We start from the raw sequence: 12063 nt of genomic DNA on the forward strand, positions 1-12063 counted from the left end.
ATGGACGAACCGGGGGCTAAACGACTTCGGTTTTCTGACGGCGCAGTCGTCGGTGAGGGAAGTCCAGAGTGTGCCAGTCCGAGAGGCCGGAAGGCCCCGGGAGTCGCCCGCCGGGGCTCTCCGGCCGTACTGCACTCCGTCCCGGGCCGCGAGAGCAACCCCGACTAGAGCAGGTCGTGTTCGCGGTCCTCGGCCGAGTGGGCCCGGACCCACAGGTCGCCGATGCGGGACAGCCGCGTCCGGTAGGACTTCCCGTGTTCCTCCTGTTCGATGTACCCCTTGCCGCCGGGGCCGAGGCGGTCGACGTTGTAGATGACCTTCGAGCGGAAACTGTCGGTGTACTCCTCGCCGAGCTCGCGGGCCAGTTCCTGTGCGAGCTCGGAGACGGACTCGAACTCGCCGTGGTCGCCAAGCGTGAAGAGGATGACCTCCTCGAAGGGCTTGACGTTCGAGAAGGAGGCGACGGGGAGCTCGACGACGTGGGAGCCGTCGATCTCCTTGGCACCGATGGTGGTGCCGCGCTCGTCGAACTCGTCGAGGAGATCGAGGGCCGTCGAGAGCCGTTCCGCGATGCGGTCGTCGACGGCATCGCCGTCCCGGAGGTCGGCGAGCAGGTCGACCTGGCGGCGGAGTTCCTCGGCGAGTTCCGTCTCCAGGTACTTCTCGGGGACCGTGTAGTAGGTGTGGATGCGGTCCCGGTCGCCCTCGCGCTCGACCATGATCGAGTGGGCGGCGGTGGCGAAGGCAAAGGAGACGGTCCGGGGCATCGCGGAGACGTTGACCCACACCTCGCGGCCGGCGTCGAGCTCGTCGTTGATCAGTTCGAACGCGCTCTCGAAGGCCGCGTCGTAGTCGTAGACGTCGTCGACGACGAACCGTTCGGTCTCCGCTCCGAGGAGGTTCCGGTAGTCCTTCTCCAGTTTCTCGGCGAGGTTGCGCGAGTACTCGACGTTGGCCTCGGAGCCGACCGCCCCCTCCAGCAGGACGACGCGGTCCACGTCGAGTTGCTCGCGCACCAGCGGCGCGATGAGCCGGTCGTAGTCGAACCCGACCGGGACGATGTGGGTCTGCATACCCGATAGGGCGGCGGGGACGGTTATAAACCCCAGCAGACGGGCCGCTCAGTCGCAGGCGTCGTGGACGATCTCGCCGTCCTCGTTGGGGCCGCGGTTCTGGCCGGGGACGATCGGGTCGCCACAGTCGGCACAGACGAGGTCGGCGGCGTGGCCGTTCGTCGAGGCGTCGACGGCCGCGTCCTCGACGCCGTCGGTCTCGGTCTCCGCAGTCGCTTCCTCGCCGGCCGCGTCGTCCTCGTCGGTCGAGAGTTCCTCGTCGACGACGTCGGGGACGTCGACGTCCGCGATGTCGCGGGTCACCGTGTCGTAGCCGACGGCGACCGCCCCGGCGGCGGCCAGCAGGCCCCGCAAGCGCTTGCCGTCGCGCAGCGAGCGCAGGGCTGCGAGCGCGAGGACGGCGGCCAGCAGGAGGCGAACGAGTCGACCGGGGTCGGCGTCGCTTCGGTCCATACGACACCGTTCTCGCCGGACGCTCTTGTAGCTTCAGTTCCCGAACGGGTCCTCGAAGCCGTTGCGGACGAAGTACCGGACCCAGTTGCCGTACGTCCGGTCGGCGGGGTGGTCCGCGACCTGCTCGTACCGGACCGTGCCGTCGCTGTCGAGGACGTAGACGGCGGCGATACCGGTCACGCCGTGACTGGTCTCCTCGGTGCCGCTGTAGCGCTCGGCCACCTCGCCGTCGGGGTCGGCCAGTAGCTGGAAGTCGAGATCGTAGCGGTCCCGCATCTCCGTCACCTTCGGTAGCGGGTCGGTGACCACGGGGACGACGTCCACGTCGTCGTTGAACCACAGGTCGTAGGAGACCTCGCTGAACGTCTGCAGTTGCTCGGCACAGAAGCTACACCAGTGACCGCGGTTGACGACGACGACCGTCGGACCGTCGCCGAGGTGGTCGTCGAGCGATACCTCGCCGCCGGCGGTGCTCTGTAGTGTGAACGACGGAGCCGTCTCGCCTTCCAGACTCATACCGGGGCGAAGACGGCGGCGGGTGAAAACCGGGAAGCGGCCTTGTGAGGGCCGTGCACTATCAGTCGGCCTCGGCCCCGGTGACGTCGTAGGCGCTGCGGTCCTCGGTCGGAGCCGGACTGGTCGCGAGCGAGACGCCGACGGTGAGGAGGGCACCCAGCAGGATGCCGACGACGCCGGGCGTCCAGCCGAGGTAAGCGGCGGGCAGCGAGACGGAGACGCCCAGCAGGCCGCCGACCGTCGCCACGATCGGGAACACGTGGGCGACGTAGAACAGCTGGCTGCCGACGACGCCGGCGTACATCCCGTAGCGGGTCGTCCCCTGCCAGTACAGCGCCAGCGCGACCGGGAGCGTCAACTGGGCGAAACCGCTGAAGGCGGTGTCGCCGATCTGGACGAGCGTGCCCGGCGAGTAGAGGCTGGCGACGAACGACAGCGACGCGAAGGCGACGACGCCGGCGCGGGCGACCAGCGACTCGCGGTCGGCGTCGGTGTCCGCCGTGCCGAGCGTCCGCTTCAGCGGGCGGTAGAGGTCGCGGGTGAGGTAGGACGACCCCGACAGCAGCATCGAGTCGCTGGAGGACATCATCGCCGCCATCGCGCCGGCGATGACCAGCGCCGCGAACCACGCGGGCGTGTACTCGCTCAGCAGCGCGGGGACGACGTTGCTGCCCTGGGGGACGGTGACGCCCAGCCCGGCGGCCCACGTCCCGAGCATAAACGCCGGGACGAACAGCAGGAGGACGAGGACCGGCCACAGGGCGAAGGTGCGCTTGAGCACCTTCTTCGACCCGGCGGCGAAGAACCGCTGATTGATCTGGGGGAACATCGTCACGCCGAAGGCGATGCTCACCGCCGTCGAGACGACGTACTGCCGGGTGTAGAGCCCGCCGCCGAGCGAGAGAAACTCCGGCTGCGTCTCGCCGACGGCCGCCGTCGCCGCGCCCGCGCCGCCGACCGCCGAGAGGACCCAGGCGACGGCGACCCACACCAGCGAGAGCATGAAGATCCCCTGCAGCGTGTCGGTCCAGGCGACGCCGCGCATCCCGGAGACGGCGACGTAGAGGATCATGAACAGCGTGATGCCGCCGGCACCGACCCAGAACGGCACCGCGCCGCCGGTGAGGCCGACGATGGCCTGGCCGGCCCCCTTCTGCTGGAGCATCACGTAGGGGAACAGCCAGACGAGGCTGACGCCGGCGACGAGCACGCGCAGGCCCGTCGAGCCGAACCGGTCGCCCAGCATCTCCCCGAGCGTGACGTAGCCGTGGCGCTTCCCGACCAGCCACTGCTTGTAGCCGAGCACGTACCAGAGGACGGCGAAGATGACTCCGTCCATCAGCCCCATCACGAGTATCCACTCGGGACCGGCCGAGAACGCGAGGTTGGGGCCGCCGAAGAAGGTGAAGGCCGACAGCAGCGTCGCGAACGTCGTGAACAGGAGCACGACCGTCCCCAGCGTCCGGCTCGCGAGGTAGTAGTCCTCGGCGCTGCGGTCGGTCAGGCGGTAGGCGACCACGCCCACGGCGAGCGCGACGAGCATGTACGCGCCGACGATGCCGAGTTGCAGGGCGGTGTCGGCCATCTCAGCGCACCCCCTCCACGCCGACGCCCCAGTCGGTGTGCGCGAAGACGGCGAAGACGGCGCTCGCGAGGGCCATCCACCCGATATGCCACCAGAGCCACACCGGCAGGCCGGCGGCGACGGCCGCGCTGTCCCAGAGGAACCACGGCACCGCCAGCGCCATCAGGACGAGCGCGACGGCCGTCCACGCCAGCGTTCGCGTCCGAGTCATATCGACGAACTCTATCCACTACGCGTACAAATGGGTGTCGAACCTTCACAGCCAATTGTTGAAGGAAATTCCTCTTCAGTACACCCGGGTGCCGGGTTCGACGTCCCGCTCGGTCGTCAGGTGGACGACGCCGTCCTCGCCGTCGACGCCGGTGACGAGGCACTCGCTCTCGAAGCCGGCGATCGTGACGGTGCCGAGGTTGACGACGGCGATCACCTGCGCGCCAAGCAGCTCCTCGTGGTCGTAGCAGTCGGTGAGGCCGGCGGCCGTCTGGAGCGTCTCCTCGCCGACGTCGACCCGGAGCTTGTAGACGTCCTTGCGCGCCTCGGGGAAGTCTGCCACGTCGACCACCTCGCCGACGCGCATCTCCACGTCTTCGAGGAACCGTGCGGGGTCGATGTTCTCCTCTGTGAGACCCATACCACCATCCGTCGGGGCCCGCTTATTTCAGCCCCCCGCTCGCAGGGCCGGCTATGCGCACGGCGATACAGCTCTGGACGCTCCGGGACGTGGACCGGCCCCTGCCGGAACTGCTCGCGGCGGTCGCCGACGCCGGCTACGACGGCGTGGAGTTCGCCGGGATCGAGGACCCCCCGGAGACGGCGCGACTGCTCTCGGAGACCGGGCTGGTGGCAGCCGGCGCACACGTCGACGCCGACGAGCTGCGGGCCGACCCCGCGGCCGTCGACGACGAACTGGCGACGCTCTCGGTCCCCTACGCGGTCGTCCCGCACCTCGACGACGACCACTTCGCCGACGCCGCGGCGGTCGAGGAGACGGCGGCGGCCCTCGACGACCTCGCGCTCGAACTCGACCGACCGCTGCTGTACCACAACCACGACCACGAGTTCGTCCCCGTCGGAACGGAGACGGCCTTCGACCGCCTGATCGAGGCGACGACGGTCGGGATCGAACTCGACGTGGGGTGGGCGCGGGCGGCGGGCCGGGACCCGGTTGCGCTGCTCTCGTCCCTGGACGGGCGCGTGCCGGTGGTCCACCTGAAGGACGTCACGGCCGACGGCGAGCCGACGAGCCTCGGCGACGGCGTGGTGGACCTGCCGGCGGTGGTCGACGCCGCCCGCGAGGCCGGGGCCGACTGGCTCGTCTTCGAACACGACGACCCAGACGACCCGGTGGCGGAACTGCGGGCCGGGAGCGAGACGATGGCGCGACTGCTGGCGGACGACTGAGCCGCCGCCGAGCGGCAGCGCCAGGTCGTGACGCCAAGCTTATTTGACGCCTCGACGACAACGTATAGACAGAGAGAGCGGGCCGTCGCCGGGCGTTCTGCGACGGCCCGGGGAGTCCCCACATGCACGACACAGCGAAGTACCTGATACACGCGGACATCACCGCGGCCGGCGTCGTCGAGCGCAGCGACGTGGTCGGCGCGGTGTTCGGCCAGACGGAGGGGTTGCTCGGCGACGAACTGGACCTGCGGGACCTGCAGGACTCCCAGAAGGTCGGCCGGATCGACGTGGACATCCGCTCGGAGGGCGGCCAGTCGTTCGGCCAGCTCACCGTCGCCAGCGGCCTCGACCGGGTCGAGACGGCCATCCTCGCGGCCGCGCTGGAGACCATCGAACAGGTCGGCCCCTGCGAGGCGGCCATCGAGGTGGCCGAGATCGAGGACGTCCGCACCGCCAAGCGCCGCGAGGTCGTCGACCGGGCGACGGAGCTGCTGGCGGAGTTCGAGGAGGACGCCGTCACCACCGAGGACATCGTCGAGACGGTGCGCCAGCGGGCTCGCGTCGACGACATCACCGAACACGAGGGGCTGCCGGCCGGCCCCCGGGTCGCCGACTCCGACGCCATCGTCGTCGTCGAGGGCCGGGCCGACGTGCTCCAGTTGCTGAAGTACGGCGTCAAGAACGCCATCGCCGTCGAGGGGACCGACGTGCCCGAGGCGGTCGCGAGACTGACCCGCGATCGGACCGTCACCGCCTTCCTCGACGGCGACCGGGGCGGGGACCTCATCCTCAAGGAACTGGCGCAGGTCGGCGAGGTCGACCACGTCGCCATCGCCCCCCGCGGCCGGTCCGTCGAGGACCTCTCGCGGACCGAGGCGATGACCGCACTCCGGGACAAGGTCCCCTACGAGGCCGTCGCCGACGCGGACTCGCCGGCGGACGCCGTCGCCGACGCCGACGAGGTGGCGGCCGGCGACGGCGGGGGGGCCGTCTCTTCGACCGCGGAGACAGCGCCCGCGGACACCACGGACGAGCCCGCGGAACCGACGGCGACGGCCGACACGACCGACCCCGGGGAGACGACGACCGCGGCCGCCGACCCCTCGGCGGCGACGGACTCGCCCGGAAGCGACGGGCGGACGGCGGAGCCACGGGCCGGCACGAGCGAGGCGACGGACGCCGACCGAGAGAGCGAGGCCGTGGACTCCTCGGCGGACGGCGCGGCCGAGCCGGACGGGCCGCAGACGCTCTCGGACCACGTCGAGGCCGTGGTCGGTGCCGACAGCGGCCGGGTCCGCGTCCTCGACGCCGACCTGACGGTGCTGGCCGAGGGCGACGCCGACGACGCCGTCCCGCTGATCGCCGACTGCGAGGGGAGCCCCCGGACCGTCGTCGTCGACGCCGACTGCACGCAGAAGGTCCTCGACGTGTCGGCCCAGCGCGGCGTCGACGTGGTGGTCGCCACCGGCGACGGCGAGTACGTCAAACAGCCCACCGGCGTGCAGGTGCGGACCGCGGACTAGAGAGTGAGGGTCAGGACCACACCGTCGCCGTCGTCGTAGTGGCCCTCGATGCGGTCGGCCACGGCGAACTCGAACGTCTCGTAGAAGCCACGCGCCCGCTCGTCGTCCTCGCGGGCGGTCAGCCTGACCGTCTCGAACCCCCGCGAGCGGAGTCGGTCGAGCAGCCCGTCCATCAGCCTGGTCCCGTACCCCCGGCCCTGTGCCGGCGGCGCGACGGCGAACTCCGCGAGGTAGGCGACCGGGTGGTCCGGGACCACGAGCGCGTAGGCGACGACGCCGCCGTCGTCGAGGACCAGCACCAGCGGCGGCCCGTCGACGGCCACCTCCAGCAGCTCGGGCCACGGTTCGTCGAGGGCGGTCGTCTGGATGGCTTCGAGCCGCCGTTGATCGGCCGAGCGGGCCTCGCGGATCATACCAGGCCGACGGCCAGGGCCACGCCGACCCCGGTGACCGCCGCCGCCAGCGTCGCCAGCGTGTTGACTCCCTGGTTGCCGACGACGGTGCCCTCGACGGTGGCCCCGAGCACGCTGTCGACGAACATCCCGACGAGGCCACAGGCACAGACGAGCGCGGCACCCGCGGTCCCGACGCGGGCGATGGTGACGGCGGCGATGCCGGCGATGATGGCCGCGCCGACCAGGCCCGCGACGACGCCCTGCCAGGTGACGCCGCCGTCGGTGCCGGGCTCGACCCGCTCGAAGGTCGTGATGAGCCGCGGGTTGTCGTAGAGGCCGCCGAACTCGCTGGAGAAGGTGTCGGTCATCGCCGCCGCGACGGCCCCGGCGAAGGCATAGAGGAACAGCGCCGGGTCGACGGCGATGTGGCTGGGGCTGGCGGCCCAGGCCAGCACGGCGACCAGCGCGACGATGGAGTTCGCGAGGACGTTCCCGCTCCCGCGTGCCCCCTCGTTCTCCTCGGCGATGCCGCGGTCGGCCTTCTCCTCGTAGCGGTACTTCGTCGACAGCCCGCCGAGGCCGAAGAACGTGATGAGCATCGCGAACCAGCCGTACCCGCCCAGCACGATGGTCAGCAGCGACAGGAGGACCCCGGTCAGCATCCCGGGGAGCGACGCCGTGTCCAGCGCGTAGGCGACGTAGCCAAGCGCCGCCGAGACCCCGAGCGCGACGAACACCCGCTGGGGCGCGACGGTGGGATCGAGCTCGAAGAACAGCCACAGCAGGAGCCCGACCGACAGCATCACCAGCGGGTCGTCGCGCTCGAACAGCACCGAGCGCAACAGCGCCGCGACGAGCGCACCGGTCCCCGCGAGGAACAGGGCGTCGGCCGGGGCGACGGCGACGCTCTGGATGCGGGCCGCCCCCAGCTGTGCGGCGACGCCGGTGGCGAAGCCGGTGACGACGAAGCCGGCGGCCCCGACGACCTCGTCGCTCTTGATCCGGACCGCGACCCGCTGGCCGAGGTTGCCGTAGGCGACGAGGACGACGACGCCGACGAACACCCACACCGGGAGGTCGAACCGCACCGCGAGCAGGGCGAGGCCGGCCGCGGCCAGCGAGAAGGCGGCCAGCCCGTACAGTTTCCCGTCCTCGTAGTCGCCCGGCCGGGCGAACAGCTCGAACAGGACGGAGTCCTGATCGACGACGGTGACCGCAAGCAGCGCCACCAGGGCGAACGGGCCGGTCGCGGCGACAGTCGCGAGCGCGGCCGAGTCGATGCCGGTGGCGACCGGTGCGGCGAACGCCAGGGTCGCGACCGCGGCGAACGCGCCAGCGCGCCGGACTGTCGATGTCACGTCCCGCCGGTATCCCCGAGAGCCACTTACCGTTTCCGAACTCGGCGGTGCGACCGGTCAGCGCGTCGTCACGACCTCGCCTCCGTTCCGGGCGACCGTGACCTTTAGGCGGGCCGTCGGTCTACCACGCGGCGTGGGTCTCTACGACCGGTATCTCGCCACGCGTCTCCGGATGAGCGACGCCGACCTCCCGGAGACGGTGGCGCTCGTCATCACCGAGCGGGACCTGCTCGTCGACGGCGCGTACGCCACGCTGGAGCAGTTCTTCGACTGGGCGGTCCAGTACGGGGCCGAGACGCTGGTCGTCTACGTCAGCGTCCTCGACGAGGAAGTCGTCCCGACACTCCAGCAGGAGCTGTCGGACCTGCGAGCGCCGCGGCGGGTCTCGGTCCGCTGTCCCGACGACGAATCCGTCGCCGACACGCCGATCCAGGTCTCGATCGGCCTCGGCGGCCAGTCGGAGTTCGCGACGGCGGTCCAGAAGCTGGCCGAGGACGTCGAGTCGGGCGACCTCGCTCCCGAGGACATCGACGAGGCCGCCGTCGAGGACCACCTCGTCTTCCCGACCGACCCGGACCTCGTCATCAAGACCGGGGCCGAGCGGCTCTCGGACTTCATGATCTGGCAGTCGGTGTACTCGGAGCTGTACTTCACCGACGTGAACTGGCGGAACTTCCGCCGCCGGGACTACCTCCGGGCGTTGCGGGACTATCAGGAACGCCAGCGGCGGTTCGGTCGGTGAGCTACGCGAACCGAGCGAACGTCGGGAGACGAGCCACACAAGACCTATTCCGGTGGCCGCCACGGGTTCGCGTATGCCGCCCACGCGCCGCAGCCTCCTCCGAGCCGCCGGTCTGTCCGCCGCCGCCGTCGCCGGGTGTGCGACCGGGGACGGTCCGGCCACCGACACCGAGGGTTCGACGCCCACGGAGACGGACCGACCCACGCCGTCGGCGACGGGGACGTTCGCCGACCGGCCGTCGGGGCCGAAGATGTATCCCGAGCCGCCCGCCGAGGTGACCGCCGACGCCGCCGTCGCCTTCGCCGAGGAGTTCGAGGCGGCGAGAGTCCACAACTCGCTCCACGAACCCGACGTCACGGACCTCTCGGCGCGGGGGACCGCCGCCCACGACACCGCCGCCCACAGAGGGCACTACGTCGTCGCCACCGGCGGCGGCTACGCGAACTACGAGGACGGCGTCCACGCCGACTGGGGGCAGTTGCCCGCGCTGTACTTCGTCGGTCCGGGTCTCGTCGTCCGGACCGCCGAACTGGCCGACCGCGTCCGGGACTGCGAGGACGTGTACGCGGCCCCGGAGCGGGCGGGGAACTTCGCGCCGGCCTGCGAGGGCGACGACGCGAGCTACCGGGCCTACTGCCTCCATCCGGAACCGCGTGAACTCACCGTCACCGTCGAGTGGCCGGGCGAGGACGGGGCGACGACGGTGCTCGAACGGACCCACACCGTGGGGTACGACCGCGGCGTCGAACAGCTGGGCGTCACCCGGCGGTCGGGGACCCACCGGGTGACGGCGTCGCTGGCCGACGGGCCGACGGCGACCCACGAATGGGACCTCGCGACCGGCCCCCCGGAGTACGGGCCGCCGCTGACGGTGCTGGTCACGCCGACGGGCGGGCTCCGGTTCCACCGACCGGCGTTCCCGGAGGTCCGGTGAGTCAGTCCGCCGTCTCGTACTCCTCGTCGATGTCGATGTCGTCGCGCTCGCCGCTGGGCAGGGCGTCACGGAAGCGGCGGAGGACCTGCCGGGCCTGGGGGACCTCCGCCCGGCCGAGCGAGCGCACGAGCGCCAGCGCCCGGCGGGCGCGGGTCGCCCGCCAGGAGGCCTCGCGGTTCTCGTAGGTGCGGATGGCCCGCAGGAAGTCCACCTTCCGGAACTCCGGCCAGTAGGGGGTACAGAAGAACGTCGCGGCCTCGTTGCCGTTGGCGTGCCACGGCAGGAAGTTCGAGGTGCGCTCGTCGCCGCCGGTCCGGACGATGAGGTCGACGTCGCGGGTCGGCCCATCGTAGAGGCGGTCCTCGACCGTCTCGGGGCCGACGTCTCCGGGGGCGAGCTCGCCCGCGTCGACCTCCGCGGCGATGTCGCGGGCGGCCCCGAGCAGCTCCGCGCGGCCGCCGTAGGCCAGCGCGACGTTGAGGTTGAGTCGGTCGTACTGCGCGGTGCGGGCCTCGGCGTAGTCGATGGCGTCCCGGACGCGGTCGGGCAGCAGTTCGGTCTCGCCGATGGCGCGGATACACACCTCGGCGTCGTGGACCCGGTCGGCGTCGGCGAACGTCCGGAGCTTCGACTCGATGAGATCGAAGAGGTGTTCCTGTTGCTCCTCGGGCCGGTCGAAGTTCTCGGTCGAGAAGGCGTACAGCGTCACCTCCTCGATCCCCAGTTCGTCACACCAGTCCAGCAGCGCCTCGGTCGTCTGCGCACCTTCCGTGTACCCCTCGGTCGTCTCCTCGCCCTGCTTGCGGGCGTAGCGGCGGTTCCCGTCCTGGATGACGGCGACGTGACTCGGTGTCCCCGACAGTTCCCGCCGGAGGAGACGCTCGTAGGCCGCGTAGCCGAGACGGCTGACCCGGTCTCGCATCGCTCGTAGCATATCAGTGAACCGATAAGGAGTTTGTGGCTCGGCTCCACCGTGGTAAGTCGCCGCATAATTTAAGACGGCGGGTGGCAAACGTTAGCTCGCAATGGCGACCGGTACGGTAGACTTCTTCAACGAGACGGGCGGTTACGGTTTCATCGACACAGAGGATTCCGAGGAGGACGTGTTCTTCCACATGGAGGACATCGGCGGTCCCGACCTCGAAGAGGGCCAGGAGGTGGAGTTCGACATCGTGCAGGCGGACAAGGGTCCGCGCGCCGAGAACCTGAAGCGGCTGTAGGCCGCTCGACGGCCGCTCCGGGCGAACGTGTCGGGAGCCCCGGCTGGCCCGGAAGCGGAAGTGCCTTTGTCGGGGCCGGCGAAGCCTCGCGTATGAGCGACGCCGACGCGCTGGACGAGGAGCTCTACCGCCGGACCAAGCAGTTGCTCGAACCCGGCGAGATACGGCTCAACGGGGCCGTCGTCCACACCGAGTACGACGGCAGCGACGAGATCGAGATGATGCAGGCGACGCTCGAGGTCGGCGACGTCATCGCCGAGGGGTACGGGATGGACCCCGAGGACACCTTCGTCTACTCGGGCAGCGACGACCCCGAGTTCGCCTCGAACCAACACCAGGGGCTGACCCTCGACGACGAGGAGTTCGTCTGGGAGTGCCAGCAACTGCTCCGGGAGGGGTCGTTCGACCTGGTCTTCTACTACGAGGCCAGCGCCGACCACGAGGCCATCCTCGACGACATCGCCGACGCGGGGTACGCGGTCACGGGCGTCCGCGGGGACTGAGACGCCGCCGCGCGTCCGGCACCTCGCCGACGAGGTCCGACACCCCGGTCAGTCCGACAGCCGTTCCTGACAGTTGTGGCAGTACGTGTAGTTCGGCCCGTTCGCCGACCCGCAGTAGGTGCAGGTCCGGGCCTCGATCCCGGCCTGCTGGAAGTAGGCGTCCAGTTGGCCGGTGTCGGGGCCGGTGCGGCCGCTGAACTGCTCGACCAGCGGGTCGTGGGCCATGTAGTCCATCACGCGGAACATGAGGACGAACGACAGCGGCACGGCTACGAGGACGAACAGGTAGACCAGCAGTCGGACCGCCAGTTCGGCGTCCGAGATCACCGTATCGGACGTAGGGACTCGACGGGGTAAAGG

General features: G+C 70.6%; 16 protein-coding genes. 6 read left to right on the forward strand and 10 right to left on the reverse strand.

What is annotated here, in order from left to right; translation table 11 throughout:
- Positions 1 to 164: 164 nt before the first annotated feature.
- The 6 genes from P0592_RS01980 to P0592_RS02005 all read right to left on the reverse strand — a co-directional run bounded on the left by P0592_RS01980 (position 165) and on the right by P0592_RS02005 (position 4258).
- Positions 165 to 1073, reverse strand: coding sequence for an HFX_2341 family transcriptional regulator (locus P0592_RS01980; RefSeq protein ID WP_276272588.1), 909 nt, complete (start codon positions 1071 to 1073; stop codon positions 165 to 167).
- Positions 1074 to 1121: 48 nt separating this feature from the next.
- Positions 1122 to 1526, reverse strand: a complete 405-nt coding sequence (locus tag P0592_RS01985) for a DUF2892 domain-containing protein (RefSeq protein ID WP_276272589.1) — start codon at positions 1524 to 1526, stop codon at positions 1122 to 1124.
- Positions 1527 to 1559: 33 nt separating this feature from the next.
- On the reverse strand, positions 1560 to 2042 hold the full coding sequence (locus tag P0592_RS01990) for a peroxiredoxin family protein (protein ID WP_276272590.1): 483 nt from the start codon (positions 2040 to 2042) through the stop codon (positions 1560 to 1562).
- A gap of 61 nt (positions 2043 to 2103) precedes the next feature.
- The gene (locus P0592_RS01995) at positions 2104 to 3627 is read right to left on the reverse strand and encodes a sodium:solute symporter family protein (protein ID WP_276272591.1); all 1524 of its coding nucleotides are present in this window, start codon (positions 3625 to 3627) and stop codon (positions 2104 to 2106) included.
- Between the two features lies 1 nt (position 3628).
- Positions 3629 to 3838 carry a DUF3311 domain-containing protein gene (locus tag P0592_RS02000; RefSeq protein WP_276272592.1) on the reverse strand — a complete coding sequence of 70 codons (210 nt, stop codon included), beginning with the start codon at positions 3836 to 3838 and terminating at the stop codon, positions 3629 to 3631.
- Between the two features lie 75 nt (positions 3839 to 3913).
- Complete coding sequence (locus tag P0592_RS02005) at positions 3914 to 4258, reverse strand: tRNA-binding protein (protein WP_276272593.1); 345 nt, start codon at positions 4256 to 4258, stop codon at positions 3914 to 3916.
- A gap of 53 nt (positions 4259 to 4311) precedes the next feature.
- Here P0592_RS02005 and P0592_RS02010 point away from each other — a divergent pair, with 53 nt between their 5' ends.
- Positions 4312 to 5028 carry a sugar phosphate isomerase/epimerase family protein gene (locus P0592_RS02010; RefSeq protein WP_276272594.1) on the forward strand — a complete coding sequence of 239 codons (717 nt, stop codon included), beginning with the start codon at positions 4312 to 4314 and terminating at the stop codon, positions 5026 to 5028.
- A gap of 122 nt (positions 5029 to 5150) precedes the next feature.
- The gene (dnaG, locus tag P0592_RS02015; protein WP_276272595.1) at positions 5151 to 6551 is read left to right on the forward strand and encodes a DNA primase DnaG; all 1401 of its coding nucleotides are present in this window, start codon (positions 5151 to 5153) and stop codon (positions 6549 to 6551) included.
- Here dnaG and P0592_RS02020 read toward each other — a convergent pair.
- Positions 6548 to 6964 (reverse strand): GNAT family N-acetyltransferase, encoded by a 417-nt coding sequence (locus tag P0592_RS02020; protein WP_276272596.1) that lies wholly within the window; start codon positions 6962 to 6964, stop codon positions 6548 to 6550. The genes dnaG and P0592_RS02020 overlap by 4 nt on opposite strands.
- A complete protein-coding gene (locus P0592_RS02025; protein ID WP_276272597.1) occupies positions 6961 to 8304 on the reverse strand; it encodes a DUF92 domain-containing protein in 1344 nt (447 codons plus the stop codon). The genes P0592_RS02020 and P0592_RS02025 overlap by 4 nt, the downstream gene beginning before the upstream one ends.
- A gap of 133 nt (positions 8305 to 8437) precedes the next feature.
- On the opposite strand from P0592_RS02025, the gene P0592_RS02030 reads away from it, so the two are divergent.
- A complete protein-coding gene (locus P0592_RS02030) occupies positions 8438 to 9046 on the forward strand; it encodes an undecaprenyl diphosphate synthase family protein (RefSeq protein ID WP_276272598.1) in 609 nt (202 codons plus the stop codon).
- A 73-nt stretch (positions 9047 to 9119) separates the two neighbouring features.
- Positions 9120 to 9980: an Ig-like domain-containing protein gene (locus P0592_RS02035; RefSeq protein ID WP_276272599.1), complete on the forward strand. Its 861-nt coding sequence runs from the start codon at positions 9120 to 9122 to the stop codon at positions 9978 to 9980.
- A gap of 1 nt (position 9981) precedes the next feature.
- Here P0592_RS02035 and uppS read toward each other — a convergent pair whose 3' ends face one another.
- Positions 9982 to 10902 carry a polyprenyl diphosphate synthase gene (gene uppS, locus P0592_RS02040; RefSeq protein ID WP_276272600.1) on the reverse strand — a complete coding sequence of 307 codons (921 nt, stop codon included), beginning with the start codon at positions 10900 to 10902 and terminating at the stop codon, positions 9982 to 9984.
- Between the two features lie 103 nt (positions 10903 to 11005).
- Between uppS and P0592_RS02045 the strand changes: the two genes are divergently transcribed.
- A complete protein-coding gene (locus P0592_RS02045) occupies positions 11006 to 11200 on the forward strand; it encodes a cold-shock protein (RefSeq protein ID WP_276272601.1) in 195 nt (64 codons plus the stop codon).
- 92 nt (positions 11201 to 11292) lie between these two features.
- On the forward strand, positions 11293 to 11703 hold the full coding sequence (locus tag P0592_RS02050; protein ID WP_276272602.1) for a DUF5778 family protein: 411 nt from the start codon (positions 11293 to 11295) through the stop codon (positions 11701 to 11703).
- A 48-nt stretch (positions 11704 to 11751) separates the two neighbouring features.
- On the opposite strand, the gene P0592_RS02055 is transcribed toward P0592_RS02050, so the two are convergent.
- The gene (locus P0592_RS02055) at positions 11752 to 12030 is read right to left on the reverse strand and encodes a DUF7577 domain-containing protein (protein ID WP_276272603.1); all 279 of its coding nucleotides are present in this window, start codon (positions 12028 to 12030) and stop codon (positions 11752 to 11754) included.
- Positions 12031 to 12063 lie beyond the last annotated feature (33 nt).

It is taken from the genome of Haloarcula litorea, assembly GCF_029338195.1.
GTDB lineage: Archaea > Halobacteriota > Halobacteria > Halobacteriales > Haloarculaceae > Haloarcula > Haloarcula litorea.

Bases quoted from the DNA above. Each gene is read 5' to 3' on its own strand.
- uppS (WP_276272600.1), bottom strand. From the start codon at position 10,902: ATGCGAGACCGGGTCAGCCGTCTCGGCTACGCGGCCTACGAGCGTCTC.
- dnaG (WP_276272595.1), top strand. From the start codon at position 5,151: ATGCACGACACAGCGAAGTACCTGATACACGCGGACATCACCGCGGCC.
- P0592_RS01980 (WP_276272588.1), bottom strand. From the start codon at position 1,073: ATGCAGACCCACATCGTCCCGGTCGGGTTCGACTACGACCGGCTCATC.
- P0592_RS02035 (WP_276272599.1), top strand. From the start codon at position 9,120: ATGCCGCCCACGCGCCGCAGCCTCCTCCGAGCCGCCGGTCTGTCCGCC.
- P0592_RS02005 (WP_276272593.1), bottom strand. From the start codon at position 4,258: ATGGGTCTCACAGAGGAGAACATCGACCCCGCACGGTTCCTCGAAGAC.
- P0592_RS02045 (WP_276272601.1), top strand. From the start codon at position 11,006: ATGGCGACCGGTACGGTAGACTTCTTCAACGAGACGGGCGGTTACGGT.
- P0592_RS01990 (WP_276272590.1), bottom strand. From the start codon at position 2,042: ATGAGTCTGGAAGGCGAGACGGCTCCGTCGTTCACACTACAGAGCACC.
- P0592_RS02000 (WP_276272592.1), bottom strand. From the start codon at position 3,838: ATGACTCGGACGCGAACGCTGGCGTGGACGGCCGTCGCGCTCGTCCTG.
- P0592_RS02050 (WP_276272602.1), top strand. From the start codon at position 11,293: ATGAGCGACGCCGACGCGCTGGACGAGGAGCTCTACCGCCGGACCAAG.
- P0592_RS02020 (WP_276272596.1), bottom strand. From the start codon at position 6,964: ATGATCCGCGAGGCCCGCTCGGCCGATCAACGGCGGCTCGAAGCCATC.
- P0592_RS02010 (WP_276272594.1), top strand. From the start codon at position 4,312: ATGCGCACGGCGATACAGCTCTGGACGCTCCGGGACGTGGACCGGCCC.
- P0592_RS01995 (WP_276272591.1), bottom strand. From the start codon at position 3,627: ATGGCCGACACCGCCCTGCAACTCGGCATCGTCGGCGCGTACATGCTC.
- P0592_RS01985 (WP_276272589.1), bottom strand. From the start codon at position 1,526: ATGGACCGAAGCGACGCCGACCCCGGTCGACTCGTTCGCCTCCTGCTG.